Annotated in this window: 18 protein-coding genes and 1 pseudogene; 9 read left to right on the forward strand and 10 right to left on the reverse strand. The window is 73.6% G+C overall.

Annotated elements, in window-relative coordinates:
- Positions 1 to 3: 3 nt before the first annotated feature.
- On the forward strand, positions 4 to 1,371 hold the full coding sequence (locus HHX33_RS26405; protein ID WP_182876956.1) for a coenzyme F420-0:L-glutamate ligase: 1,368 nt from the start codon (positions 4 to 6) through the stop codon (positions 1,369 to 1,371).
- Here HHX33_RS26405 and HHX33_RS26410 read toward each other — a convergent pair.
- On the reverse strand, positions 1,361 to 4,186 hold the full coding sequence (locus HHX33_RS26410) for a bifunctional FO biosynthesis protein CofGH (RefSeq protein ID WP_182876957.1): 2,826 nt from the start codon (positions 4,184 to 4,186) through the stop codon (positions 1,361 to 1,363). The genes HHX33_RS26405 and HHX33_RS26410 overlap by 11 nt on opposite strands.
- A 424-nt stretch (positions 4,187 to 4,610) precedes the next feature.
- Here HHX33_RS26410 and HHX33_RS26415 point away from each other — a divergent pair, with 424 nt between their 5' ends.
- A complete protein-coding gene (locus HHX33_RS26415; RefSeq protein ID WP_182876958.1) occupies positions 4,611 to 4,904 on the forward strand; it encodes a hypothetical protein in 294 nt (97 codons plus the stop codon).
- Between the two features lie 12 nt (positions 4,905 to 4,916).
- Here the strand turns inward: HHX33_RS26415 and HHX33_RS37395 are convergent, their stop codons facing one another.
- The 5 genes from HHX33_RS37395 to HHX33_RS26445 form a co-directional block, all read right to left on the reverse strand.
- Entirely contained in the window at positions 4,917 to 6,149 is a 1,233-nt protein-coding gene (locus HHX33_RS37395; RefSeq protein ID WP_310741540.1) for a DNA-3-methyladenine glycosylase 2 family protein, read from the reverse strand.
- A 286-nt stretch (positions 6,150 to 6,435) separates the two neighbouring features.
- On the reverse strand, positions 6,436 to 7,539 hold the full coding sequence (locus HHX33_RS26430; protein ID WP_244301802.1) for a sugar phosphate nucleotidyltransferase: 1,104 nt from the start codon (positions 7,537 to 7,539) through the stop codon (positions 6,436 to 6,438).
- Between the two features lie 516 nt (positions 7,540 to 8,055).
- The gene (locus HHX33_RS26435) at positions 8,056 to 9,183 is read right to left on the reverse strand and encodes a glycosyltransferase family 4 protein (RefSeq protein WP_111701734.1); all 1,128 of its coding nucleotides are present in this window, start codon (positions 9,181 to 9,183) and stop codon (positions 8,056 to 8,058) included.
- 226 nt (positions 9,184 to 9,409) lie between these two features.
- Positions 9,410 to 10,336: a lysylphosphatidylglycerol synthase transmembrane domain-containing protein gene (locus tag HHX33_RS26440; protein ID WP_182876959.1), complete on the reverse strand. Its 927-nt coding sequence runs from the start codon at positions 10,334 to 10,336 to the stop codon at positions 9,410 to 9,412.
- Positions 10,333 to 11,187 carry a class I SAM-dependent methyltransferase gene (locus HHX33_RS26445; RefSeq protein WP_310741541.1) on the reverse strand — a complete coding sequence of 285 codons (855 nt, stop codon included), beginning with the start codon at positions 11,185 to 11,187 and terminating at the stop codon, positions 10,333 to 10,335. Before HHX33_RS26445 ends, HHX33_RS26440 begins: the two co-directional genes overlap by 4 nt.
- Before the next feature lie 147 nt (positions 11,188 to 11,334).
- Here HHX33_RS26445 and HHX33_RS26450 point away from each other — a divergent pair, with 147 nt between their 5' ends.
- On the forward strand, positions 11,335 to 12,279 hold the full coding sequence (locus HHX33_RS26450; protein WP_310741542.1) for a lysylphosphatidylglycerol synthase transmembrane domain-containing protein: 945 nt from the start codon (positions 11,335 to 11,337) through the stop codon (positions 12,277 to 12,279).
- 145 nt (positions 12,280 to 12,424) lie between these two features.
- Here HHX33_RS26450 and HHX33_RS26455 read toward each other — a convergent pair whose 3' ends face one another.
- From HHX33_RS26455 to HHX33_RS26465, 3 genes are all read right to left on the reverse strand, one after another.
- Positions 12,425 to 13,510 (reverse strand): glycosyltransferase family 4 protein, encoded by a 1,086-nt coding sequence (locus tag HHX33_RS26455; protein ID WP_182876960.1) that lies wholly within the window; start codon positions 13,508 to 13,510, stop codon positions 12,425 to 12,427.
- Positions 13,507 to 14,442, reverse strand: coding sequence for a glycosyltransferase family 2 protein (locus HHX33_RS26460; RefSeq protein ID WP_244301805.1), 936 nt, complete (start codon positions 14,440 to 14,442; stop codon positions 13,507 to 13,509). The genes HHX33_RS26455 and HHX33_RS26460 overlap by 4 nt, the downstream gene beginning before the upstream one ends.
- Positions 14,443 to 14,556: 114 nt before the next feature.
- A complete protein-coding gene (locus HHX33_RS26465; RefSeq protein ID WP_310741543.1) occupies positions 14,557 to 16,734 on the reverse strand; it encodes a hypothetical protein in 2,178 nt (725 codons plus the stop codon).
- A gap of 171 nt (positions 16,735 to 16,905) precedes the next feature.
- On the opposite strand from HHX33_RS26465, the pseudogene HHX33_RS26470 reads away from it, so the two are divergent.
- From HHX33_RS26470 to HHX33_RS26495, 6 genes and pseudogenes are all read left to right on the forward strand, one after another.
- Positions 16,906 to 17,094 (forward strand): annotated as a pseudogene (locus HHX33_RS26470) (type II toxin-antitoxin system RelE/ParE family toxin); the annotation flags it as partial.
- The gene (locus HHX33_RS26475) at positions 17,091 to 17,423 is read left to right on the forward strand and encodes a helix-turn-helix domain-containing protein (RefSeq protein ID WP_182876961.1); all 333 of its coding nucleotides are present in this window, start codon (positions 17,091 to 17,093) and stop codon (positions 17,421 to 17,423) included. The pseudogene HHX33_RS26470 and the gene HHX33_RS26475, both read left to right, overlap by 4 nt.
- 396 nt (positions 17,424 to 17,819) lie before the next feature.
- Complete coding sequence (locus tag HHX33_RS26480) at positions 17,820 to 19,529, forward strand: hypothetical protein (protein WP_310741544.1); 1,710 nt, start codon at positions 17,820 to 17,822, stop codon at positions 19,527 to 19,529.
- A gap of 322 nt (positions 19,530 to 19,851) precedes the next feature.
- Positions 19,852 to 21,954 (forward strand): LCP family protein, encoded by a 2,103-nt coding sequence (locus HHX33_RS26485; protein WP_182876962.1) that lies wholly within the window; start codon positions 19,852 to 19,854, stop codon positions 21,952 to 21,954.
- Between the two features lie 238 nt (positions 21,955 to 22,192).
- A complete protein-coding gene (locus HHX33_RS37400) occupies positions 22,193 to 24,496 on the forward strand; it encodes an acyltransferase family protein (RefSeq protein ID WP_182876963.1) in 2,304 nt (767 codons plus the stop codon).
- 86 nt (positions 24,497 to 24,582) lie between these two features.
- On the forward strand, positions 24,583 to 25,779 hold the full coding sequence (locus HHX33_RS26495) for a glycosyltransferase (protein ID WP_182876964.1): 1,197 nt from the start codon (positions 24,583 to 24,585) through the stop codon (positions 25,777 to 25,779).
- A 16-nt stretch (positions 25,780 to 25,795) separates the two neighbouring features.
- Here HHX33_RS26495 and HHX33_RS26500 read toward each other — a convergent pair whose 3' ends face one another.
- A complete protein-coding gene (locus tag HHX33_RS26500; protein WP_182876965.1) occupies positions 25,796 to 26,665 on the reverse strand; it encodes an RNA polymerase sigma factor in 870 nt (289 codons plus the stop codon).
- Positions 26,666 to 26,715: the final 50 nt, after the last annotated feature.

Raw genomic sequence — 26,715 nt, forward strand, 5'->3', positions numbered from 1 at the left:
TTCATGACCCATATCACCGTAAGCGGCGTCACCGGCATGCCCGAGGTCGCGCCCGGCGACGACATCGCGCTGCTCGTGGCCGAGGCCGCGCCCGCCCTGGAGGACGGCGACATCCTGGTCGTGACCTCCAAGATCGTGAGCAAGGCCGAGGGCCGGATCCGCCGAAGCGGCGCCGGTGCGGCGTGGAACGGCGGCGGAGCGCCCCCGCACACACCAGGCGCGACGGCGGCGGGGCGCGGAGCACCGCCGCGCGACAGCCGTACGGCCGCGATCGAGGAGGAGACGCAGCGCGTGGTCGCGCGGCGCGGCGACACGGTGATCACGCAGACGCGGCACGGCTTCGTCATGGCCGCGGCCGGCGTGGACGCCTCCAACACCGCCCCCGGCACCGTGCTGCTGCTCCCCGAGGACCCGGACGCCTCGGCGGGCCGGATCCGCCGCGGGCTGCGCGACCGGCTCGGTGTACGGGTCGGGGTGATCGTCTCCGACACGTTCGGCCGGCCCTGGCGGCACGGCCTCACCGACGTCGCCATCGGCGCGTCCGGCGTACGGCCCCTGGACGACCTGCGCGGCGGCGCCGACGCCTACGGCAACCCGCTCAACGCGACGGTGGTCGCGCTGGCCGACGAGATCGCGGCGGCGGGCGACCTCGCGAAGGGCAAGCTGTCCGGCGTCCCGGTGGCGGTCGTCCGCGGGCTGGGCGGCCTGGTGACCGGCGAGGACGGGCCGGGCGGGCGGGCGCTCGTCCGGCCCGCGGACGAGGACATGTTCCGGTACGGCTCGGCCGACGTCGTCTTCGCCCGCCGCACGATCCGCGAGTTCTCCGAGCGGGAGGTCGACCCGGCGGCGGTGCGCCGGGCCGTGGCCGCCGCGATCGCCGCGCCCGCCCCGCACCACACCACCCCGTGGCGGTTCGTGCTGCTGGAGACCCCGCGGGCGCGTACGGAACTGCTCGACGCGATGCGGGACGCCTGGATCGCCGACCTCCGCTCCGACGGGTTCTCCGAGGAGTCGATCGCCCGCCGGATCCGGCGCGGCGACGTGCTGCGGAACGCGCCCTATCTGGCGGTGCCCTGCCTGGTCATGGACGGCTCGCACACCTACCGGGACGAGCGCAGGAACGCCGCCGAGCGGGAGATGTTCGTCGTCGCCACCGGCGCCGGCGTGCAGAACTTCCTGGTCCAGCTCGCCGTGGAGGGGCTGGGCTCGGCCTGGGTGTCGTCCACGATGTTCTGCCGTCAGGTGGTGCGCGAGGTGCTCGGCCTGCCGGACGACTGGGACCCCATGGGCGCCGTGGCCGTCGGCCACCCCGCCGCGCCGCCCAAGGACCGCCCGCCGCGCGACGCGGCCGACTTCTACGTCACCCGCTGACCACCGTCTCCGGGCCGGACCCGGCGGCGGGTGTGGGCGCGGGTGTGGGCGTGGGTGCGGTCCGCGCGGGCGCGGGCGTGACCGTGAGCAGCGGCCTCCGCACCGACCCGCAGACCCCGTCGCTGCGCCGGGCCGCCGCGGTCCGCTCCTCGCTCGGCCGGCCGTACGCGGTGGTGCGCTGGCGGAGCGGGCGGCCGGTCGGGGCGACCATGGCCTCGATCTCGCTGATCGTCTTGTAGGACCCGTTCTCCGAGCCGGCCATCCTGCTGATCGTCTCCTCCATGAGCGTGCCGCCGAGGTCGTTCACGCCGCCGGCGAGCACGTCCCGGCACAGGTCGTCGCGCAGCTTCACCCAGGAGCACTGGATGTTGCGGATCGCTCCGTGCAGCATGATCCGCGCCAGCGCGTGGACGGCCCGGTTCTCCCGCGCGGTCGGCCCCGGCCGGGCGATCCCGGCCAGGTAGATCGGGGCGCTGTGGTGGACGAACGGCAGCGGCACGAACTCGCTGAACCCGCCCGTCTCCTCCTGGATCGACCGGATCAGCCGGATATGGCGCACCCAGTGCTCGTGGGTGTCCACGTGGCCGTACATCATGGTCGAGGTCGTCGGGATGCCGACCCGGTGGGCGGTCGTGATGACCTCCACCCACTCCCGGGTGGGCAGCTTGCCCTTCGTCAGCACCCACCGGACGTCGTCGTCGAGGATCTCGGCCGCCGTGCCGGGCAGCGAGTCGACCCCCGCCTCCCTCGCGGCGTGCAGCCACTCCTCCACGGACAGGTTCGTACGGCTCGCGCCGTTGACGACCTCCATCGGCGAGAACGCGTGCACGTGGATCTCAGGGCAGCGCTCCTTGACGGCGCGGGCGATGTCGAAGTAGGCCGTGCCCGGCAGGTCGGGATGGATGCCGCCCTGCATGCACACCTCCGTCGCCCCGGCGTCCCACGCCTCCCGCGCCCGGTCGGCCACCTCGCCCAGCGACAGCGTGTACGCGTCGGCGTCCGTGCGCCGCTGGGCGAACGCGCAGAACCGGCAGCCGGTGTAGCAGACGTTGGTGAAGTTGATGTTCCGGTTGACGACGTAGGTCACGTCGTCGCCCACCGCCTCACGGCGCAGCCCGTCCGCGATCCGGCACAGCTCGTCCAGGCCCGCGTCGTCGGCGCCCGCGCCCGTCTGGTCCCCGGCGAGGCCGAGCAGCGCCACCGCCTGCTCGTCGGTCAGCCGCGCCGGGTCCGTCTCCGCCCGCCGCAGCGCCTCCCGCACGCCGCCGTCCACCCTGCCGCCCTCCCTGCCGCCCTCCCTGCCGTACGGGTGACCGCTGGATGAGCCGTCGGCGGGGCTCGTGGGCCCGCCGCCGCCGGGCAGGCGCTCACGCAGCGCGTCCCAGTCGCCGTACACGCTGTCGAAGTCGTCGCGGCGGTCGCTCGCGCGGCCCTCGGCGTCGACGGCGGTGTGCAGATCGGCCCGTCCGCCAGTGACGAGACCCCCCAGGCCGCCGTCGGGCTCCTGCCAGGGACGGCCGCGCGGCACGGCGCCCTCCCGGGCGAGCCCGGTGGCGGGGTCGGCCAGCGCCGCGACGTGCCCGGCGAGCCGGGGATCGAGCCAGGGCTCCCCCGCGAGCACGTACTCCGGGTAGATCGTCAGGCGCTCGCGCAGCGTGAACCCGGCGGCGGCGGTCCGCGCGGCGAGATCGTCGATCTGCGGCCACGGCCGCTCGGGGTTGACGTGGTCGGGGGTCAGCGGGGAGACGCCGCCCCAGTCGTCCACACCCGCCCGCAGCATGAGGGCGTACTCCTCGCCGATCAGGTTGGGCGGCGCCTGCACGCGGACCTTCGGCCCGAGCACCAGCCGCGTCACCGCGATCGTCGCGGCGAGTTCGTGCAGGTCGGCGTCGGGCATGCCGCGCATGGCCGTGTCGGGCTTGGCGCGGAAGTTCTGGACGATGACCTCCTGGACGCCGCCGTACTCCCGCGCCACCCGGCGGATCGCGAAGATCGACTCGGCCCGCTCCTCGATCGTCTCGCCGATGCCGATCAGCAGGCCCGTCGTGAACGGCACGCTGGAGCGGCCGGCGTCCTCCAGCACGCGCAGCCGTACGGCGGGGTCCTTGTCAGGGGAGCCGTAGTGGGCCTCGCCCTTCTCGGTGAACAGCCGCCGGGAGGTGGTCTCCAGCATCATGCCCATCGACGGCGCGACCGGCTTGAGCCGCTGGAGGTTCCGCCAGGTCAGCACGCCGGGGTTCAGGTGCGGCAGCAGCCCGGTCTCCTCCAGCACGCGGATCGCCATCGCCCGGACGTACGAGAGGGTGTCGTCGTACCCGTGCGCGTCGAGCCACTCGCGCGCCTGGTGCCACCGGTCCTCGGGGCGGTCGCCGAGCGTGAACAGCGCCTCCTTGCAGCCCATCGCCGCGCCCTGGCGGGCGATCTCCAGCACCTCGTCCGGCGACAGGAAGGCGGCCGGCAGCCGGTGCGGGGCGGTGGCGAACGTGCAGTAGCCGCATCTGTCCCGGCACAGCCGCGTCAAGGGGATGAACACCTTGCGGCTGTAGGTGACGACGCCGGGCCGCCCGGCGGCCTCCAGGCCCGCGTCCCGGACCCGCGAGGCGTACGCGAGCAGCGCGTCCAGGTCGGCGCCGCGAGCGCGGAGCAGGACCGCCGTCTCGGCGAGGTCGAGCGTCTTGCCGTCCCGGGCCCGCGCGAGCGCCCGGCGTGTCCCGCTGCCGGAGGCCGAGCCGGCGTTCGAGCCGGAGGTGGCCGAACCGGCGGAGGCCGAGGTCGAAGGGGTGCCGTCGAGGTCCGGGGGTCGCTTCGCCGTCATAGTCCGCAGCCTATGAGCCCTGGGTACGGACGGCGCGGCCGCCTCCGGACCAACTCTTGGGTCACGGCCGGCGCGATCTTGCCGGGCGGCGGGGTATCAGCCGGTGGTGTACTTCCGATCAGCAGCGATCCGGCGGCTGGTCGTCGTGACGCTCGTCCTCGGTACGCCGGGACCGCCGGCGGCCCCGGCCTTCGCGGCACCGGCGCCCCGGACGCTACCCGTGACCGACCCCGTAGGCCACGGACGCCATACGGGCCACGGCGGCCACGGCCGGCTCCCCGGGGACGCCCCGCGTGCGCGGCGGGCGCGAGAAGCGGCGAAGGCGGTGCGGGCCCGAGGAACGGGGCAGGCGCGGAAGGCGACGGAGGCACCGGAAGCGTCAGGAGCATCGCAGGCGCGTGGGGCTGGGCAGGCGCGAGAAGGCATGCGGGCGCGGCAGGTGGGGCGTGGTCGTGGCGGGCCGGGCGGCGCCTGGCAGGTCACGACCGGCGTGAACGCGGCCAACTCGCCCCAGATGGGCAGCCCTGTCCGGCAGGTGTCCACGGGCAGGCACAACGTGAACGCGCCCGGCGGCAACAGCGGCTCCGCCGTCAACGGCCTCCAGCAGGTGGCGGGCGACAGCGTCTTCCTCAACACCCTGAACGGCGGATGCCTGCCGACCGTGGTCGACTGCGGGATCAACCAGACCCTGGGGTCGTCCCGGTCCGGTGGCCGATGACGGACGGCGCGCTCAGAAGGAGCGGTAGTCCCGTGCGGCCATGCGGGGGCCGCGGGCCGGGGGCCTGATCCCGCTGAGCTCGATCAACCTGATCACCCGGTGGCGGTGACCGCGGAACGGCTCCAGCAGTTCGAGCATGCCGTCGTCGTCGGTCTTCCGGCCGGTGAAGGCATAGCCGACGAGGCCGGGCAGGTGGAAGTCGCCCACACTCGGCGCGTCCGGGTCTCCGTGGGCGCGCTGACGCACCTCGGCCGAGGTCCACACGCCGATCCCCGGCAGCGCCCGCAGCAGCCGGTCCGCCTCCGCCGAACCCTCCGCACCCGCCGAGCTTTCCACACCCGCCGAGTTCTTCACACCCGTCGAGCCTTCCACGCCCGCCGAGCTCTCCGCACCCGCCGAGCCAGTCACACCTGCCGGGTTCTTCACACCCGCCGAGCCTTCCACGCCCGCCGAAGCCCGCCCGCCCGTCGCGACCTGTGCCGCGTCCGGTGTGCCCGCTGAGCCTGGTGCCGCGTCAGGTGTCCGTGCCGGGTCCGGTGCGTCCACCGCGCCGAGGACTCCTGTCGTGCGCTCCAGTTTCGCGGCGTGGCGTGCGGCGTTGACGATCGTCCTGGCCCGTACGGCCTCCGCCCCGGCGCGGTGCCAGTCCCAGGACGGGACCACGCGCCACACCTCCGGCGACGGGACGACGTACATGCCATCGGGGGCCGGGCCGGGAGCGGGCTCGCCGTACCGGCGCAGCAGGAACCGCCAGGCCCGCCACGCCTCCCTGCCGACCACCTTCTGCTCCAGGACGGCGGGCGCGAGCGCCTCGAAGACCCGCAGGCTGCGCCCGATCCGCAGCCCACCGGCGCGTCCGGCCAGATCGGCGACGAACGCGGCGGCGCGGACGTGCCGTGGATCGCCGGAACGGGCGAGCCGCGCGAGCAACGCGGCGAAGCCGGCCACGTCGTCGTCGGCCCCCAGCATCGAGGGAAGCATCTCCAGGAGCCACCCGGCTCCCGGGCCCCACGCCTGTCCGAGGATCTCGCCGTCGCGGCTCCCCGTCACGCGGAGGGTGCCGGGGCCTTCGGGGGTTCGCGAGGTGCGCCAGAACGCGCCGTCGGGCGTACGGCGCCAGGCGGGGTCGCCTCCCCCGCGCCGGTGCGGCGACAGCGTCAGCGCCACGTCGACCGGCGCGGCCGGCCGCCACCGCCGCTCGCGCGTCTGCGCCGCCGGACCGCGGCCGGCAGCAACCACCCCCATGGAAGCCACACCCAAAGGAGCCACGCCGGAAGGAACGACGCCCGGAGGAACGGAGCCCGGAGGAACGGGGCCGGAAGTGGCCGCGCCCGAAGTGACGGTGCCGGAAGAAGCCACGCTTGGAGTGACGGCGCCGGAAGAAGCGGTGCCGGTGGAGACCGCGCAGGACGGAGCGGCGCCCGTCGTGACGGACACGTCGCCAGGCGCGGACGATCTGGACATTCGGCTCGCCTCCACCCGCCCAGTCTGCCGCTCCCCCCGATGACGGGTGGGAGCGGGACCGGTCATGTCACACGTCGCTGGAGAAGCGGACGGCGCACTCGGGCAGCGTGACCCCGGGCCAGACGCGCATGCCGGCCGTGAGTTCGTTGCCGGGGCCGATGAGCGCGCCGTCGCCGACCACGACCTCGCGCAGCACGGTGCCGGAGGCGACACGGGCGCCCACGCCGACGACCGAGTCCACCACGGTCGCGCCGGACGCGACGTGACAGCCCTCGGAGAGCACGCTGCCGCGCACGCTGGCGCCCGCCTCGACGGTGGCCCGGGGGCCGACGACCGTGCCGCCGGTGACCTTGGCCTCGGGCGACACGACGGCCCCGTCGAGCAGGAGCCGCTCCCCGACCGGGCCGGGCAGGGCGGGCGAGCCGAGCTTGCCCAGCACCAGATCGGCCGAGCCCTGCACGAACGCCGCGGGCGTGCCCACGTCGAGCCAGTACGACGCGTCGGCGAAGCCGAGCACCAGCTCACCGGCCGCGATCAGGCCGGGGAAGGTCTCCCGTTCCACCGAGACCACCTGGCCCTCGGGGATCGTGTCGATGACCGAGCGCTGGAACACGTAGCAGCCGGCGTTGATCCGGTTCGTCACGGGGTTGGGCGTCTTCTCCAGGAAGGCGGTGACCCGGCCGTCGTCGTCGGTCGGCACGCAACCGAACCTCGACGGGTCGTCCACCTCCGTGAGATGGAGGGTCACCGCGGCCCCGCGTGAGACGTGCAGGCCGACCTGCGCGGCGATGTCGTGGCCCGACAGGATGTCGCCGTTCAGCACGAGCACCGGCGCCTCGGGCGGGCAGGTCAGGGCCCGTGCGGCGTTGCGGATCGCGCCGCCGGTCCCGAGCGGGGTGTCCTCGGTCACGTACACGATCTCCAGGCCGAGCCCCGCCCCGTCGCCGAACGCCTCGGCGAACATCGAGGCCCGGTAGGACGTCGCGAAGACCACCCGGCGCACCCCGTACGCCCGCGCCTTGGCCAGCTGGTGCGCGAGGAAGGGCACCCCCGCCGTCGGCAGCAGCGGCTTCGGCGTGCTGAGCGTCAGCGGCCGGAGACGCGTGCCCTGGCCGCCCACGAGAAGGATCGCCTCAAGACCGTCCGGCGACCGCACAGAACTGTCCCTCACAGCCGCGAGAGTAGCCTAGACAGAACCTCCGTATGGTGTCCCGCCGCAGACCGCTGCCCGGATATTTCCTGGCAGGCGCGGTATCTCCAAGCGCGAACTCTCAAATCGGACGGCACATAGGGCCACAAACGGACGCCCGAAAATGAGCCCGCCATAATTCCCTTTTCGCCGACCGTATCGCCGATCACATTGCGCAGAACCGGGAGTTCCGGGACATATTTCTCTCCCGCCCAGGGCCGCTTCACGCCGTACCGATCGGGCGAACAGCCCCAACCTGCCGCTGGTCCCCGATCCATGCCGGTCGCGCACGCATCGGCGTATCTCTGCTGGTCTTGACACGAAACGGTAAGCGACGGAAATTCGGCGCGTCCGTACCCAAGTAGGCAATCCGCACAATGCGGGTTGAATAGCATTGAACCGGCACATCGCATGTGTCGGCGCGGTCCAGAGCCCCTATCGGGGCACCAGTCCACTTTCACCCGAATTCGGGGCCATCCCTCCCAGAGCGTCGCGCCGTCAGCCTTCGACGGCGCGTTGGTAGGCGGCGAGGTGGGCCTCGGCGGAGTGCTTCCAGGTGAACTCGCGCGAACGGGTGACTCCGGCGGCGGCCAGGGACGCACGCCGTTCCGGCGACTCCAGCAGGGCCCGCAGCGCCCGCGCGATGCTGTCGGCGTCGGGCTCGGTGTAGACGACGGCGTCGCCGCCCACCTCCGGCAGTGAGGCGCGATGCGTGGTCAGAACGGGTGCCCCGCAGGCCATCGCCTCCAGCACCGGCAGCCCGAACCCCTCGCACCGCGACGGCGAGGCGACCGCGAGCGCCCCGCCGAGGAAGCCCGGCAGATCGGCGAAGGGCAGGTAGCCGGGGCGCACGACCTTCACCCGGGGCGGCAGCGCGGCCACCGCGGCGTCGACCTCCTCGTCCCAGGCCGGGCCGCCCGCCAGCACCAGCGCGGGCGGGTCGGACAGGTGCGCGACCGCACGGCCGAAGCCGGTCACCAGGTTCGGCACGTTCTTACGCGGCTCCAGCGCGCCCAGATAGGCGACGTACGGCCGGCCGTGCAGGCCGATGCGGCCCGCCACCCGGCGCACGTCCTCGGGCGCCGGCGGGTGGAACAGCGCCGAATCGACCCCGTGGTAGGCGACGTCGATCCGGGTCGGGTCGGCGGCGAGCACTCGGACCAACTCGTCCCGGGTGGCCTTCGACGGCACGATCACCCGGTTGGCGTGGCGGACGGCCGTACGGGTGGCCGACCGGAAGAACGAGGCCCTGACGGGGTCGTGCAGGTCGGGGTCGGTGAACGAGGTGGCGTCGTGGACGGTGACCACCGTGGGCAGGCCGGAGCCCAGCGGGATGGAGTAGTAGGGGGCGTGGATCACCTGGGCCCCGGCCTGCCGGGCGAGGACGGGCAGTCCCGTCTGCTCCCACGCCAGCCGCTTGTCCCGGTTGGTGATCGCGGGTGGTCCGGAGAGGATCCGCGCCGCGGGCGCCAGCGCCGCGTACCGCTCGGCGTCCGCGCGCTGGCAGACCAGCGCGAGATCGGCGCCCGCCTCGTGCAGGGCCGCGACCAGACCGTCGACATACCTGATGAGGGCGCCGCGGTCGGCGGGGACGGCGGCGGCGTCGACGAGCACTCGGGGTGTCAAGTGAATCGCTCCCCTCACTGGGCCCGCTCCGGCGGAGCTCCCCCCCGTCCTCGCGGTCCCGCTGTTCCGGCAGGTGTCCGGCAGGGACCCTCGGGCCCACGCCACGCACGGACGCCTGCCCAGCATCCCTCCCTTGTCACTCTATTTCCGGCCTCCCCCGAAACGTGAGTGATATCACATGGGGGTTGTCTCCCATGACGCGCAAATCCGCACCCAATCCACGGAATCAGGCTCGGATGACGGGTTCCTCCCGCGTACGGGTGGATCGACGGGCGGCGAGTCCGGCGGCCCCGGCGCACACCAGGTCGCCGAGGGACACGAGCAGCCGGGAGCACAGCGCGGCGGCGATGGCCGCGGGCCGGTCGAGCACGGGCGCGAGCGCCGCGACCATCGCGGCCTCGCGCACACCCGCCCCGGCCGGCGCCACGATGAAGACGAACCCCAGGCACCAGGCGAGCGCGAACGCGCCGACGCTCAGGACCAGGGCCGGCGTCCCCTCCGCGCCGAGACCCCGCACGATCAGCGCCAGATGCACGCCGTACGCGGCCCAGCCGGCCAGGGCCCAGCCCGAGGCGACGAGCAGGCCGCGGCGCGAGAGCGGCCGTTCGAGCGGCTCCCTGCGCAGTTTGCGCAGTCCGAAGGCGATGACCCGGTTGACCACGGCGGGATGCAGAGCGGCGGCGAGCACGGGCACGAGCAGCAGGAGCCAGGCATACCGGGCGACCGACTGCCCGGCGAGCACCGGCAGCGTGACGGCGGACACCAGCAGGCCGGTGCCCAGGTAGACCGGGTAGGTGAGGAAGAAGGCGGCCGCGCTCCGCGAGCGGGGCACGCCGTGGTCGCGGCCCATCTCCATCTGCGCGAGCATCGGCCACACCGACCCGGGGATGTACTTGCCGAGCTGGCCCACGAAGAAGATCTTCGCCGCGTCGGTGAACGCGAGCGGCGAGCCGAGGTCGGCGAGCAGCGCCCGCCACATTTGCATTCCCGCGAGCAGCGCGCCGAGCACCGCCGCCAGGGAGCCGGTGAGCGCCGCCCAGTGCAGCCGGGCGAAGCCGTCCGCCACGGCGCTCCACTGGCCCGCGACGGCCCAGATCCCGAAGCCGAGGGCGACCAGCAGGAACAGCGTGCGTACGAGCTTGCGGCGGTTCATCGCGACGTGCGCACCGGCTCCGGCGGCTGCGGAAGCGCCGCGCCGAGCGGACGGCGGGGCGTCTTGGTGGCCACCCACAGATAGGTGGGGACGACCGGCAGCAGTGCCCGCAGCGCCGGGCGCGGCGTGCGCTCCAGCGTGGCCTTGGCGGCGCGGCCCACGGCGCCGGGGAACAGCTCGCCCCCCGCGAACCGCTCGGGCGCGGCCAGCACCGGGAACGTGTAGTCCCACACGTGGAAGTCCACGAGCATCCGCCGCAACCCCGGGCGGGTGCGGAAGCGCTCGTAGTAGTGGTCGGCCCGGCCGGAAGCCCGCACGTACCGGTCGGCCGCGGCGGGCGGCAGGTACGACAGGAAGGGCAGCTTGTAGTGCGGCTCCATCACGCCGAGCCGGTTGCCCAGGCCGAGGTAGAGCACGCCGTCGTCGGACAGCACCCGGTGCATGTCGGCGATCACGGCGTCGGGGTCCACGACGTGCTCGTAGATGTGGTTGAAGACCAGCACGTCGACCGACCCGTCCGGCAGCGGCAGCCGGGAGCCGTCCGCGCAGACGAACCCGACCCGGGATCCGAAGCGGTCGGCCGCCCTGCGCAGCCCGGGGACGTCGATGTCGAGCCCGAGCGTGCGGCGCGCGCCCGCGGCGGCCAGTTCGTCGGCGATGAACCCGGCCGAGCACCCCACGTCGCCGACGGTCAGCCCGGACAACGCCTCCTCGGGCTTGCCGGCGTCCCTGCCGAGGAAGTGCGCGAGCACCGCGATGATCTTCGCGGCCTTGCGGCGGCGCTTCTCCTCGTCGAGCATCGCGCCCTGGAACTCGGAGTACTCCAGCTGGGCCGCGCGTTCCCCGCTCACCGGTCGATCACCCTCGCGTCCTGACGGTCGTCCACGCTGCCCAACAGTACCCGTGCCCGCCCCACCCCCGTCGCCGATCAACCCACCCTGTGGACAACCCGCGCGGCGGACCTACCCGCGGGTAGCGTCAGGCCGTACCCTGTGCCCGTGCCGCGCCTGCCGAACCGCCTGCGCTCCGGCCCGCTGCCGCGCGTGCTGCTCGCCCTGGCCGCCCTCGCCTTCCTGGCGTACGGCCTGGCCCGGAACGGGACGGAGACCTGGGCCGCCCTGGAGCGGCTGTCGTGGTGGTCGCTCGGGGCCTCGTTCCTGGCCGTGCTCGCCGGGCTGGCCTTCATGCTGGTCGCCTGGCGCGACATCCTCGCCGGGCTCGGCTCCCCGCTGCCGCTGCGCGTGGCCGCGCGGGTGCTGTTCGTCGGCCAACTCGGCAAGTACATCCCCGGCGCGGTCTGGGCGTTCGCCGCGATGATGGAACTCGCGCGCGACCACGGGGCGCCGCCCCGGCGGACGTTCGGCGCCACCGCACTCGGGCTGGTGACCTCGCTGGGCTGCGCGCTCGCCCTCACCGCGGCCACGCTGTCGGGGCAGATCGCGCGGGAGGCGTGGTGGCTGCTCGCGCTGGTCCCGCTCATCCTCGTCGGCCTCCACCCGCGCATCCTGGCCTGGGGCCTCAACCTCGCCCTCCGCGTCGCCCGCCGGGACCCGCTCGACCGGGTGCCGAGCGGGGCGGACATGACCAGGGCCGCCGCGTGGACGATGGCGGGCTGGCTCGTGTACGGCGTGCACCTGTGGGCGCTGGTGGGCGGCCTGCGACCCGGCGGCGTGTCCCTCTACGCGATCGCGGCCGGGGCGTACGCGCTGGCCTGGTCCACCGGCATCCTCACGGTCGTGGTCCCGGCCGGGATCGGCGTGCGAGAGGGCGCGATGGTCGTGGCGCTCGCCCCGCTGCTCGACACGCCCAGCGCCCTGGTGGTCGCCGTGGTGTCCCGGGTGATGTTCACCCTCGCCGACGTCACCTGGGCCGGCCTCGGCCTCCTCCTCGCCCGCGGGGTCCGCGCCGAAGCGCCGGGCGACCTCTCCGCCCGCGCCCGGTGAGCCGCCCGCGCCCAGTGAGCCGCACGGCCCCGCTGAACGGCTCGGCCCCCAGCGGCGCCCCCGCTGAACGCCCCCGCTGAGCAGGCTTCGCGGCCCGGCCCCGAGCCGCCTGCTGGCTCAGTCGCGACGAGTCCCCTGGCCGCTCTCAGGCCGGCGGCGCGGCGGCGAGCAGGGTGTCCAGGTACACGGCCCAGTGCGGCTCCGGATCGACGGGCGCGACGCCCGCCCGCAGCCGTTCCGGGGTGCCGGGCTCGTAGAACCTCTTGATCGCCTCGGCCAGCGCCCCGGCCGAGCCCGGCTCCACCAGCAGGCCGTCCACGCCGTCGCGCACGTTGTCCGGCAGCGCCCCGACCCGGGTGGCGATCACCGGCACTCCGTGCTCGTGCCCGAGCCAGACGTTCTGGCTGGCCGTCGCCGAACGGTAGGGCAGCACCAGCGCGTCCGCCTCGGCGAACAGCCCCGGCACGTCGTCGGCCGCCACGTACCCCGGCCGCAGGTCGACCCGTCCGGCCAGGCCGAGGCGGCCGATCAGGGCGCGGGTCTCCTCCAGACCGCCCCAGAACTCGCCCGCCACGGTCAGCCGCACGTCCGGCACCTGCGCGAGCGCCTCCAGCAGCAGGTCGAGCCCCTTGTACGGCCGGACGATGCCGAAGAAGAGCAGCCTTCCGTACGGCTCGCGGCCCTCGCCGGTCCGGGCGCCGCGCGCGGGCAGGTGCGGCGCGAGCGCGGCCACCCGCACCGGCGCCGCGGTGAGCCCGCGGGCGAGGTCCGCCTGCTGCTCCGAATGCGCGAGCACGCCGTCCACCCGGCGCAGCAGCGCCTTCACCAGCGGCCGGTCGTACGGCTTGCTCTCGTGCGGCAGCACGTTGTGACACAGTGCGACGACCCGGGCCCGACGGCGCAGGCCGTACAGGATTCCCAGGTAGGCGGGCACCTGCACCGGGCTGAGCACGGCGAGCACGACGAGGTCGGCCCCGCGCAGCCGCCGCCCGCAGGCGACCCAGCCGTCCGGCCTGCGCCAGTCGAGGTCACGGCGGGTGCCGGGGTACGGCTCGCCCTCCGGGCTGTCGATCGTCTGCTGCCCGGGATACAGGAAGGACGGGTACTGCGCCCGCCACGACTCGATGACGACGTCGTGCCCGGCCGCCCGCAGCCGGTGGGCCAGTTCGGTGGTGTGCTGCGCACCGCCGCCCTTGTACGGATACGTCGGGCCGACGATCGCGATCCTCAAACGTCACCCCTGGATCGCACGATCAGGTCGGCGAGCAACGCCACCGCCCCGATCAGCATGCCGGACAGGAAGGTCACGACGGTGTTGCTGGTGAGGTAGAAGGCCAGGTGGCTGATCATGTCGTACACGCCCTTGACCAGGCCGATGCCGACCAGCCAGAGCGCGGGCGGCATCAGCACCTTGAGCGGGTTGAAGTACATGATCATCCGCAGCACCTGCAGGATGTAGCGGTAGGCGTCGGAGACGAAGTTGAACTTCGACTTCCCGGCCCGCTTCGCGTACTCGATGGGCAGGTAGTAGACGTCGTGCTGGTTCGACATGAACGCCAGCGTGATCGTCGTGACGCAGGAGAAGCCGGGGGGCAGCAGCCGCAGGTACGGCTTGGCCACCGACCTGCGGAAGGCCCGCAGGCCCGAGTTGAGGTCGGGGATCTTCTGCCCGGCCAGCCGCTCGGCGACCTTGCGGATGAACCACTTCGCGGGCACCCGCAGGAACTTGTGCGAGCCCTCCTCGGTGGTCCGCGCGCCCACGACCTGGTCGATCGTCTGGTCCTTCTCCAGGATCTGGACCAGCTCGGGGATGCGCTCGTTCGGGTAGCTCATGTCGGCGTCGGTCCACACGACGATCTCGCCGCGCGCCTCCTGGCTGCCGATCCGCCGTACGGTGCCCGACCCGCCGTTGCGGTGGAACGCCCTGATCCGCATGTTCGGGAAGCGCGGCGCGGCCTCCTGCAGCCGCGCGAGCGTCTCGTCCGTGGAGCAGTCGTCCACGGCCAGCAGTTCGTACGTGTAACCGCTGGCGTCCATCGCGGCGGAGATACGCTCGACCTCGTCGACGACGTGGTCCTGCTCGTTGTAACAGGGCAGGACAATCGTGACGTACGGTGTCTGTGCGGGAGTCACGGCGCTTCCAGAGGTCTCGGGCGTGGTCACGTCCGGCAAGGGTACTCTCCCCCGCCAAGTGACGGTCTCACTTCGAATCGCTCGGCCTCGGGGCCGGAGGGCGGTTCCTCGGTCACACGGGAGTCCACACGCCGAACCCTGGATCTATCCGGTGGGAACGGTCGTCCAGACGTCGATGCCGAGCGACCAGGTGCCGTTGGGCGCGTCGGCCAGCGACCGCTCGTCCTGCCGGGTGCGCAGGCTCATCACCCGGCTCGCCGGGCCGTACACCATGAGCTGTTCGGGCTCGGCCGCGAGCAGCACGGGCACCCGGCCGGTACGCCGGACGGCTCCCGCGAGGCGCAGCACGTCGGCGGGGCGCGGCACGTCGGAGCCCTGGGGGTAGCCGACCCGGGCCACCGGCAGGCCGCACTCGCCCCGCACGACCTGCGTGAGGCGGTCGCCCGTGACCCGTTCCACGATCAGCACCGAGGCGTCCTTCGGCAGCGCGCCGCACAGGCCCGCCACCGCCGCGGCCTCGCCCCGGTTGACCGGCGTGAACGCCGTCCCGATCGAGGTGATCGCGGGAGGCACGACGAGCAGCAGCGCTCCCGCCGCGGCGGCCGCCCGCGAGCGCCACGGCCGGGCGGCGAACCACCCGAACGGCCCTGCGGGCTCGCCCGCGAACCGCTCCCGCAGCCGTCCGGAGAGCCAGCGGAGCCCCCAGACGGCCAGGAGCACCAGGCCGGGGATGACGACCGGCACCAGCCTGCGGGAGGCGAAGGGGTGGTCGGGGGTGATCGCGGGACGCCAGAGCGTCGTCACCGTCGTCCAGCCGATCACGGCGAGGGGCAGCAGCCAGGCGAACTCGCGCCCCCTGACCAGGCGGTGGGCGAGCACCGCCGCCGCGACGGTCGCGAGCACGACGACGGGAACGCCGACGTACCAGAACAGCCAGTCGAGGGAGTGTTCGTAGTACAGCCGTGAGCCGTCGGGCGCCAGGCCGTTGGCGATCTGCGTCTTCTCGATGAACTCCGACGTGAGCCGGTCCTCGGGCGTGACCGCGACGCGCCGCACGGTCTGCACCCACGGCCGTACGGCGAAGCCCGCCATGACCAGCACGACGAGGGCCGCCGCGGCCCCGGGCAGCCACCGGGCACGGGGGACGGACGACCCCGTACGCGACGCGAGCCACGGAGCGAGAGCGGCGCCGGCGGCCGTGAGGACCACGACGACGGCGCAGATCGCCAGGAGGGGCTTGAGCGAACCGGACAGATAGGCGAGATAGGGCCGGGCGAGGACGTAGCCATCCGCGAAGCCCCACGTCGCGCCGACGGCCAGGCCCAGCAGGAGGGGCACGCCGAGCCGGCCCTCCGCCCTCCGGTTCCCGGTGATCCTGGCGAGCGCGACCAGCACCCCGGCGAGGACCAGGACGGGCAGCACGTCACGCAGGCCGTCGATGCGGACCAGCAGCGCCAGGCCGAACGACAGCCCCGCGAGCGCGGCGGGCACGAAGCCCGGATTCGGCCGCCCCGCGGGCGCGGCCGGCTCTTCGTCAGGCTCCGGCTCCGGGCGGGAGGGCGTGGCCCGGAGCCGGGTCCGCGCGTCGAGCAGCAGGTTCATCCCGCCGAACAGCAGGATCAGGGAGGGGATCTCGCTGAAGGTGGTCCGGGACGTGTAGAGGACCGGCAGGCTGACCGCGAAGACGAGGGCGGCCAGGGGTGCCGAGCGCGGGCCCGCGAGCCGCGCCGCGGTCCCCGCGACGGTGAGCACCGCGAGCACGCCCAGCACGGGCGGCACGAGCAGCAGGCCGGGCTCACCGCCCAGCCAGTGGCCGATCGCGTGGATCATGGGCGGCCCGGCCATGAACTGGGGGACGATCCCGCCGTCGACCAGGTAGAAGCCCATGCTGCCGAAGCGCAGGGCGGGATCGGGGCCGCCGAAGTCGCCCACCGGGATCGGCAGCGACCCGTGCCGGGCCAGCCAGACGGCGTACTGCGCGTACGTCGCCGGATCTCGCCGGACGATCAGTTGCTCGCCGTGCAGGAACCCGTTGAGGACCCCCGACCCGAGGGCCACGGCGAGGACGGCCGCCGTCGCCCATCGGTGCGCCGTCACGGCCCCCGGGAGGCGACGCAGGCCGTACGCGCACAGCAGGACGGCCGCTCCACCGCCCAGCAGCGTCATCGGCAGCGGCCGGAACCAGCCGAGCAGCAGCAGCGGCAGCCCGGCGAGCAGCCATCCGCACAGCGCGAGCGCGGGCACGACGGAGACGGCCGCGAGCACCCTGCCCGCCGCCCTCCCTGCCACCCCGTCGGCCGCCTTGCCCGCCACCCCGTCCACGGGACCGCCACCCGGCAGCCGCGTACGCCCACGACTGTTCGCTGGAATGCAGCCGAGACTATCGGTCCGCCCCGGCACACGCCCTCTCCCGGCCGTCCCCCCACCACACGCGTCGCCGTCGTCCACAGACACGACTGCGGCGCACAGAGCTGTTGACGCGTCGAAGAGCTACGGCCACGGGTTCCCGGAGAGGCGGAGATCCGCCTGCTGTTCGTCTTCGACCCCACGCGGGAGGCGATCGTGCTGGTCGCCGGTGACAAGGCAGGGGAGTGGAACCGGTGGTATCGCACAGCGATCCCGTTGGCTGAGGCACGGTACGCCGCATACCGTGCCGAGAAGGAGAAGGAGGAACGGGGATGAGCGAGTTCGTGAAGTGGTCGGACACCAAGGCCAAGATCCGCGAGATCGCCCCTGATTGGGACTCCCCCGAGCGGGTGGCGGCTCGGGAGGCCAGCCGCGAAGAGTTGCGGGCAGAGTTGCGCGGTGCCCAGCTCGCCGAGATGCGCAAGCGCCTGGGCATCTCCCAGAAGCTCCTCGCCGAACGCATGGGCATTTCTCAGGCGCGTGTGTCCCAGATCGAGCACGGCCAGATCGGTGGGCTGGACACGTTGCGTGCCTATGTCGTCGCGTTGGGCGGCACACTGGACGTCGTGGCCGACTTCGGCGATCACACCGTGAAGGTGGCCTGAACCGTGCACTGCGACTGGTAAAACGTGTGATCCAGGAGGGCGCGACGCCGTTCCGCTCCGCTGCGCGCGCTGGTCCGCGCTGAGGCCCGAGCACTGCGGGCGACTCCGGTAGCGTACGCCGGGAAGCGGGCAGGGGGGCGAGTGCAGGTGTCGGACAGCGGGAGCGGGTCTCCCGCGCGGGGGCGGCTCCCCAGGCAGCCGCTCCCCGCGGAACCGCTCCCGAGCGGACGAGAGGAATCGCCGCCCGGCGATCCGTACGTGAGCGAACCGCGCGTGGGCGAACCGCACGTAAGCGAAGCTGGCGTGAGCGAAGCGGGCGTGAGCGGGGCGCTACGAGAGGAACCGCTCTCGGGCGAACCGGCCGAGTCGCTCACAGCCGACGCGAGCACAGCGGGCGTGAGCGGACCGCTCCGGGGCGAACCGGCTGAATCGCTGCCCGGCGCAGTAGGCGTGAACGAGGCGTTCTGGGGTGAGGAGCGTCCGGGGTGGGGTGAGGAGCGTCCGGGGTGGGGTGAGCGGCTCCGGCGCTGGGGGCGCGGGCGGCTGGCCCCCCGGGACCCGGTGCGTCCGATGGCATGGGCGCGCGAGGACCTCCCGGGATGGGCGCGCCGGCACCGGTGGTTCCTCGGGGTTTTCGGGCTGGGTGCGCTGCTGCGGCTGGTGACCGTGCTCGGCTACCGGCCCGCGCTGTGGTTCCCCGACTCCTACACGTACGTGGTCACCGCGATGCGGCCGAGGCCGGACCTCGTCCGGCCGGCGGGCTACTCGATGTTCCTGCGGCTGTTCGAGGCGTTCCACAGCTTCGCCCTGGTCGTGACCGTCCAGCACGTGCTGGGGCTGCTCGCCGGCGTGATGGTCTACGTGACCGTCCTGCGGCGCGGAGGCCGCGCGTGGGCCGCCGTCCTGGCCTGTGCGCCGGTGCTGCTCGACGCCTACCAGATCGAGCTGGAGCACCTGCTCGTCTCCGACTCGCTGTTCACGTTCCTGCTCGTCTCGGCGGTGTGCCTGGCGATGCGCCGGCGGCTGACGTCACGTGCGTCCGCCGCGCTCGGCCTCCTGCTGGCCGCCGCCACGCTGACCAGGACCGTGGGGCTCCCGCTGATCGCCGTCTTCGCGCTGTTCCTGCTCGCGTACGGCATGCGGCGGGCGGGCGCCGCGGCGGGGACCACAGCGGAGACCACGGCGGGGACCGAAGGAACGGCGCGGCCGAGCACGGTACGGCCGGGCAGGGTGGTGGCCGCTATCGTCCTGCCCTTCCTGGTGACCGCGCTCGTGCCGGTCGCCGCGTACGCGGGCTGGTTCTACGCGAGCCACCAGCGGCTCGGGATCATCGGCTCGAACGGCGTCTTCCTCTACGCCCGGACGATGTCGTTCGCCGACTGCGCGGTGATGGACCCGCCGGCCGACCTCGCCGTGCTGTGCGATCCCCGCCCGCCCGCGTCCCGCCCGGTGTCCCAGGAGTACATCTGGGACGCCGCGTCTCCCCTGGTCCGGCTGCCCGGCATCACGTTCACCAAGGAGACCGACACGCTGGCCGGGAGGTTCGCCTCGCTCGCGATCCGCAGCCAGCCGCTCGACTACCTCCGTACGACCCTGACCGAGCTGGGCCGGTCGTTCACGCCCGGACGGCCCGTCTACCCCGACGCCGACACCTACGGCTACTACCGTTTTCCCGCGACCGTGCCGCCGCCGCCCGGCCGGTATCCCGCGCTGGTGGGCAAGGAGTTCGCCCGGCGCTACGAGCAGGGGCCGCTCACCGTCCGCATCTCCGAGCCGCTCGCGGGCTGGATGCGGGGCTACCAGCGGGTGGCGTGGCTGCCCGGGGCGGCGCTGCTGGCCGTCCTCCTGGTGCCGCCCGCCGCATGGACGGCGAGGCGGGCGACGGCGGCCCGAAGGGCTCCGGGCGCCCCGGAACCCGGGGGCTGGGGGCTCGCCTGGGCCACGGCCTGGGCGCTGCTGCTCGTTCCCGCCGCGACGGCGCAGTTCGACTACCGCTACACGCTGCCCGCGGTGCCGCTCGCCTGCCTGGCCGCCGCGCTGGCCGTCACACGTCCGGCCGCCTCGGCTGCCCCGCCGGCATCGCGAGGCCGCCGCGAGGGCGCGTGAACGGCCACCCCCTCGGAAGCGCCGCCAGGATGTTGTGACCTGCTCGAACAGCTTCGGGAACACCAAATCGGGGTAAAGACAAACTGATTCTGATACCCAAAATGTCGGTGTTTAGTATGCTCTGGCCCTGGATCATGGGGGGCAGTGGCGCGGCGCAGGCCGGGCCTGGATCCTCCCAATCGTGGCGCCCGCAGGCTCTCCCGTGACCTACGCTCGGAGCGCGCCCTGTGATCGCCAGGCAAGGAGGACAAGTGTGCGAGCGAAACGTTGACCCTGTCCGCCTCTCGCCCACTCGTCCGGCCGCTTCCTGGGCGGGCCCGAGGTGAGCGAGCGCAGGCGCGTCAACCCGCCCGCCGGGCCTCCTTCTCCCGCCTCCGCCGACCAGAGGGTCTGGGGTCCCCCCGGCGACGGCTCGTACGGCGGCGCCTTCCATCCGCCGGCGCGTGACGGCCGGACGGCGGCGGCTCCCGTGCCCGCCGGGTACGCCGACCTGCCGGCCGACCCCGCGGGCTACGCGGACATGCCGCGCGGGCGCAGGCGGCAGCAGGACGGCCTTCCTCCCGACGCGCAGGAGGGCGGCCGTGGACGCCGCCGCTCCGGCCAGCGTCCCGAGCCCCGTCACGAACCGGGTAACGGCCCCGGTTATGGGCCGGGTCATCAGCCCGGCTACGAGGCCGGTTACCAGCCTGGTCACGAACCCGTACGCGAGACCCGCCGCCCCGCCGGTGACGGCCACGAGAGCGAGCCGTCCGGGCGGCGGGGCCGCAGGCGCGGCGACGAGGAGACCGCTTACGGCGCCTCCCCCGCCGGACCCGGCGGACCCGGGCCAGGGCCAGGCGGACCCGGCGGACCCGGCGAACACGCCGGCCGCAGACGGCGCGAGTCCGGCGGCGACCGTGGACGTCGTGGCTCGGGCGGCGACGGCCTGCCCCCGGACGACGAGCCACCCCGGCGACGCGGGCCGGGCGGCGGCCGGTCGCGCCTGAGCATCGCCGGCTGGATCAGCATCGCGATGACCTGCGTGCTGGTGATCGGCACGCTGACGGCCTACAAGGTCTACCGGAGCACGCTCGGCCTGATCAACAGGGGCGCGTCCACCGACGAGCTCGACAAGAACCGCCCCGTGAGCCCGACCGGTGCGATCAACGTGCTGCTCGTCGGCTCGGACACCCGCGCGGGCGACAACAAGAGGTACGGCCAGCACCTGGTCAACGACGGCGAGCGCACCGACACGATCATGCTGCTGCACGTGTCGCCCAACCGGGACGCGGCGACGCTGCTGAGCTTCCCCCGCGACTCGATGGTGCTGATCCCCGCCTGCTACTCCCGCAACAAGACGCTGATCCCCGCGCACACGGGGATGATCAACTCCGCGTTCTCCGACGGCGGGATGATCTGCACCCGCCGCACGATCGAGAGCCTCACCAACATCCGCATCGACCACTTCATGAAGGTGGACTTCACCGGCTTCAAGAACATCGTCAACGCGCTCGGCGGCATCCAGATCTGCCTGCCGCAGGCGGTCAACGACAAGAGCTCGAAGCTCACACTTCCCGCCGGCAAGCAGGTCGTGATGGGTGAGGCCGCGCTGGGCTACGTACGGCTGCGGCACATCGGCGACGGCAGCGACATCTCCCGCATCAAGCGCCAGCAGGTCTTCATCTCCCAGGTGGTGAAGAAGGCGACCAGCAGCGCGCTGCTCAGGGACGTGGGCAAGCTGCAGAAGTTCATCGCCGCCGCGGCGCGGTCCGTCACGATGGACGACGCGCTCAACACCGAGGAGCTCATCAAGATCGCGACGAGCGCGCAGAAGCTCTCGGCCAAGGGCTTCAAGGCCACCACGGTCCCGTGGGAGCCGTACGCGGCCGACAAGAACCGCGTGCAGTGGAAGCAGCCGGCCGCCGGCAACCTGTTCCGGGCCATCGCGAACGACACCGAGGTGACGCCCACCGCCTCCGCGAGCCCGGCCGCGTCCGCCGCCGCCTCGCCGAGCGGCCCGGTGGTCACCAAGCCGCAGCAGGTCAAGGTGCAGGTGTTCAACGGCACCAACAGGTCCGGCCTGGCCAAGGAGGTCGCCGAGGAGCTCACCGGGCTCGGCTTCAACGTCGTCGGCGTCGGCGACGCGAAGAAGCCCGACGGCAGCGACCAGCCCAAGACCATGGTCCGCTACACCGGCCAGGGCTGGAACTACTCCAAGATCCTGATCGGCAAGCTGCTCAACCCCGTCTCCCCGGAGACGGGCAAGGCGGCGACCGGGCCGGTCACGCCGTTCACCCCGGCGTCGCCGCCGCCGGACGCGCCCACGGGCCGGGTGCGCGGGCCGATCGTCCAGCTGGTGATCGGCGCCGACTGGAAGGGCGTGCGGATTCCCCTCCAGGTCGGGGACAACGCGGTCACCTCCGACACCGACATCTGCTCCAGCTAGGAACGGCCGCGGAGGGCCGGACGCGACGGATACACGTGGGTTACGTCCGGCCCCCGGGGCGACACAGGTGTCCAAGAACGTTAGGGTGGTGATCTGGCGAACGCGCCCCGTTCGCCCGTTCGGCTGATGCGCCGGGGCGCCTTCGCTAGTGTCCGAAAGGACGCGGTGCACGCCTCGGGTGCCCCTGAGGCGTGGCCGTCCCCCGAGCCTCCCCCGACAGATAGCTGAGCGTTTCTCCGTGAGTGACACCCGCCGTCATCCCCCGGTTCCCGGTTCCCCGCCAGGCGTCGACGACGACGCCGAAGAGGCCCCAACCGGAGTGATAGGCCGCATCACCGGAGACTGGCCCGCTCCGGACGGCGGTCCGGCCCGCCGGGACCCGTCGGCCGCGGGCGCTCCGGAGCAGGGACCCCACGCGGACCGGACCGGTGCGCCGCTTCACGGCCGCCACGAGGGCGGCTTCCCGGGCTCGCGCCCGGAGGGCGATCCCGATCTGCCCGTGCGCGGCCGCCACGAGGACGGTCAGCCGGGAGACGCGCCGCCGCGGGCGCAGCAGGGTGCGGGAGGCGCCGCTCCCTCGGGCCAGGCGCCGTACGAGAAGCAGCCCCTGCCCGTACGCAAGCCGCGCAGGCCGGGGGCCGCCCGGCTGGGCGCGCCGCCCCCCGAGTCCGCGCCCTCTGCCCCGGGCTTCGACTACTTCTCCGCCGGCCGGGGACAGAGCGGACCCGGCCGGGGGCAGAGCGGGCCCGGCCGCCGGCCTCTCGCGTCCGGCCCGGACGCCCCCGCACCCGTCGCCGGCGAGGCTCCCGCCTTCCCCGCACCGGCCTTCGGCGGCGGCGAGACCGAGGTCTTCGGAGCTCCGCCCGGCCCCGCTTCCCCGCCTCCGGCCTTTCCCGCGCCGGCCTTCGGCAGTGGCGAAACCGACGTCTTCGGGACACCGCCGGCGCCCGCTTTTCCCGCATCGGCCTTCCCCACGCCGGCCTTCGGCGGCGCCCAGACCGGTCCTGAGACCGGTCCCGAGGCCGGCTCCGACATGTCCGTGAACCCGTTCCTGGACACCCCGCCGACCGGCACCGCCGCGCCCTCCTCGCCGCCGGACGATCCCTTCGGCGCGCCGCCGTTCCCGCAGCGGACCGCGTCCGGCGGGCGCGGCGAGCGGCCGTTCACGGACGACGACCCGCCCACCGCCTTCCAGGCGCCGCTCACCGACTTCCGGACGCCTCCCACCGCCGCCCAGGCGGCGCCCGCCGCCTTCCAGGCCGCGCCCGTGCCGGAGGCCCCGGCGGCCCCGCCGTGGCCCGGCCCGGAGGGCGACCCGGGTGACTGGGACCCCTGGCGGCGCGCCCAGGACGGCGGCGTGCCGGACCCCCGTCAGACGGGCCCGCTCGGCAGGCCGCTGCGCGCTCCGCTGCCCGCCTGGGCCGAGGCGCCCAGCCGGTCCGCCGACCCGTTCGCCGACCCCTTCGCCCGGCGTACGGACCGGCAGGACGGGATGGAGGGCGGCGAGCCCGGGCAGGAGCCCGCGCCCCGGGCCAGGAAGCCGCGCGATCCCTACCTGGACAACGTGAAGTTCGTCGGCATCGCCATGGTGCCGATCGGGCACGCGCTGGTCCCGACGCTCGCGGCCGACTCGTCCCGGGCGGCGTACTTGTTCATCTACGTCTTCCACATGCCGCTGTTCGTCATCATCAGCGGCTACCTGTCCAGGAACTTCTGGAACTCCAACGCCAAGACCAACAAACTGGTCGACACGTTCCTCGTGCCGTACGTGATCGTCGAGGTGGGCTACGCCCTGCTGCGCACCGCCTTCGGGCACAAGTTCAGCATCACGATCATGGATCCGGCGTGGTTGAACTGGTATCTGCTGGCGCTGTTGTTCTGGCGGCTGTCCACACCGGTGTGGAAGCGCATGCGCTACCCGTTCGTCATCTCGATCGCGGTGTACCTCTTCGCCGGGTTCTCCGAGCTGACCGGCGACTTCAGCATGGACCGGTTCTTCGGCCTGCTGCCGTTCTTCGTGCTCGGCCTCGTGCTCAAGCCGGAGGTCTTCGACTTCCTCAAGCAGCGCTGGGTGCGGGTGCTGTCGGTGCTCGTCCTGCTCGGCGCGGCGGGCGTGGCCGTCTTCCTCGTGAAGAACTACTCCGTCAAGCTCGGGCCGATCTACTACAAGAACAGCTTCAAGGACCTCCACCTGGTGTGGTGGAAGGGCATGGCCCTGCGTACGGGCCTGCTCGTGGCCGCGCTGGCCATGTCGGCGGCGGTGATGTCGCTGGTCCCCCGGCGGCAGACGTGGTTCACCGACCTCGGCACCCGCACGCTCTACTGCTACCTGCTGCACGGCGTGCCCGTCATGATCGCCAAGGAGATGGGCTGGCTCGACGTGCCCTGGCTGTACGGCCCGCTCGGGGTGGCGGCCATCGCGTGCTCGAGCTTCGCCCTGGCCATCCTGCTGTGCCTGCCGGTGACCCGCACCGCGTTCAAGTGGCTGCTGGAGCCCCGGCTCACCTGGCTCTACCGCAGGCCGAGCGTGCAGGCGAAGTAGCGCCCGCACGGGAAGTTCAACCGCATTTCGGGGAGGGTTCACCCGAGGCATCCGGTCATTTCGGACTGCGCGGCCAGCCTCCCTGTATGAGGGTATGTGTCGCCACGACCGTGCATCACCCGGAGGACGCGCGGATCACCCACCGGCAGATCCGGGCGCTGCTCGACGCGGGGCACGAGGTGACCTTCGTCGCGCCGTTCACGCACTGCAACGTGACTCCTTCGCCGGGGATCCGGGCCGTCGACGTGCCCCGGGCGGTGGGCCTGCACCGGAGCAGGGCGCTGCGGGCCTCCTCCTCGGCCCTGCGCAGGGCCACGCGGGACGCCGACCTGCTGCTCGTCCACGACATCGAGCTGCTGCTCACCCTGCCGCGCAGGAGGCCGCCCACGGTCTGGGACGTCCACGAGGACACGATCGCGGCGCTGGACGCCAAGTCGTACCTACCGGGACCGCTGCGCGGCGTCCTGCCGCCGCTGATCCGGGCGATCGAGAGCCGGGCGGAGCGCCGCCTCCACCTGATCCTCGCCGAGGAGGCCTACCGGGCGCGCTTCCCCGGCCCGCACCCCGTGGTGCCCAACCACACGTACGTGCCGCCGACGCCGCCTCCGCCGCCCGGCGACTCCCGCGTCGTCTACGTCGGGCACATCTCCGCGGCGCGGGGCGCCGCCGAGATGATCGAGGTCGCCCGGCGGCTGCGCCCGTACGGCATCCGCCTGGACCTGATCGGGCCGGCCGACGCCGCGGTCCGCCCGATGCTGCGCGACGCGCAGCGCGAGGGCGTGCTCGACTGGTTCGGGTACGTCCCCAACCGGCACGCCCTGCGGATGGCCGAGGGCGCCCTGGCCGGGCTGTCCCTCCTGCACGACCTGCCGAACTACCGGCAGTCGACACCCACGAAGATCATCGAGTACATGGCGCGTGGCATCCCCGTCGTGACGACCCCGCTGCCGAATGCGGCGTCCCTGGTGGGACGGGTCGACTGCGGCACGATCGTCCCCTTCGGCGAGGCCGGCGCGGCGTCCGGCACCGTCGCGGACCCGGTGGCCGGCGCGGCGTCCGACTCGGCGTCCGACTCGGTGGCCGATGCGGTGGTGCGGGCGGTGCTGCGCCTGCGCGACGACCCCGAGCGGCGGGCCGAGATGGGCGCCCGGGGGTACGTCGAGGCGCTCAACCACTACCACTGGCCCGCGGTGGCCGGGGACTTCGTCGCCCTGCTGGAGCGGTGGGCCGAGGCCCCCGGCCCCGTCTCCGCCCTGTCTCCCGGCCGCACGGTCCCCGCCTGACGGGCCGGCTCCGGCCTCATTCCTCACCGAGCTCCCGGCGGCGGCGTTCGAGGAAGGAGCGCTCGGCGGCGTTGCCGCTGCGGGCGGCCGCCGCCTCGTACGCGCGGGCCGCCTCCCCGGTGCGGCCGAGCCGTCGCAACAGATCGGCCCGTACGGCGTGGAAGACGTGGTAGCCGCCCAGGTCCAGGGGTTCCAGGAGGGCGAGGGCCGCGCGGGGACCGTCGAGCTCGGCCACCACGACCGCGCGGTTCAGCGCGGCCTCCGCACACAGATCCTCGCGGACCAGCCGGTCGCCCGCGCTCGCCGTGTGCCCCTCGTTGAAGATCAGGTAGACGACGGCCAGCACGGCCCGGAGGCGGTCCGGCAGGTCGGCCTCGCGCGGGACCCGGTACGGGATCCCGGCGTCGCGGATCTTGGCCTTGGCCCGCACCAGCCGCTGGGCCATGGCGGGCTCCGCGACCAGGAACGCCCGCGCGATCTCGGCCGTGGTGAGCCCGCCCAGCAGGCGCAGCGTCAGCGCCACCCGGGCGGTGGGAGCGAGCGCGGGATGACAGCAGGTGAAGATCAGCCGGAGCCGGTCGTCGTGCACCGCGCCCTCCTCGTCCGGTTCGTCGTGGTGGTGCGACAGGGCGGCCCGCACCTGCCTGTCCTCCCGCGTGGCCTCCCGCCGGAAGCGGTCGATCATCCGGTTGCGGGCGGTCGTGATGATCCATCCGGCCGGGCGCGGCGGAGTTCCGTCCCGCGGCCAGCGCCGCGCCGCCTCCGCGAAGGCGTCCTGGACCGCTTCCTCGGCGAGGTCGATGTCGCCGAAGTGGCGGACCAGGACCGCGACGGCGCGGCCGTACTCCTCGCGGAACACCCGTTCCACGTCGGGAAGCCCCGTCATCGCCCTCGCCCCGGCGGAGGGCCGACGCGGGCCCGCGCGCCGCACGGCAT

Origin of the sequence: Microbispora sp. H10670 (assembly GCF_014161385.1) — a bacterium.
GTDB lineage: Bacteria > Actinomycetota > Actinomycetes > Streptosporangiales > Streptosporangiaceae > Microbispora > Microbispora triticiradicis.

What these genes read in the sequence shown, in the direction of transcription:
- HHX33_RS37395 (WP_310741540.1), bottom strand. Translation starts at nt 6,149, where the DNA reads ATGGGGGTGGTTGCTGCCGGCCGCGGTCCGGCGGCGCAGACGCGCGAG.
- HHX33_RS26415 (WP_182876958.1), top strand. Translation starts at nt 4,611, where the DNA reads ATGCGGGCGCGGCAGGTGGGGCGTGGTCGTGGCGGGCCGGGCGGCGCC.
- HHX33_RS26500 (WP_182876965.1), bottom strand. Translation starts at nt 26,665, where the DNA reads ATGACGGGGCTTCCCGACGTGGAACGGGTGTTCCGCGAGGAGTACGGC.
- HHX33_RS26410 (WP_182876957.1), bottom strand. Translation starts at nt 4,186, where the DNA reads ATGACGGCGAAGCGACCCCCGGACCTCGACGGCACCCCTTCGACCTCG.
- HHX33_RS26475 (WP_182876961.1), top strand. Translation starts at nt 17,091, where the DNA reads ATGAGCGAGTTCGTGAAGTGGTCGGACACCAAGGCCAAGATCCGCGAG.
- HHX33_RS26440 (WP_182876959.1), bottom strand. Translation starts at nt 10,336, where the DNA reads ATGAACCGCCGCAAGCTCGTACGCACGCTGTTCCTGCTGGTCGCCCTC.
- HHX33_RS26495 (WP_182876964.1), top strand. Translation starts at nt 24,583, where the DNA reads ATGAGGGTATGTGTCGCCACGACCGTGCATCACCCGGAGGACGCGCGG.
- HHX33_RS26405 (WP_182876956.1), top strand. Translation starts at nt 4, where the DNA reads ATGACCCATATCACCGTAAGCGGCGTCACCGGCATGCCCGAGGTCGCG.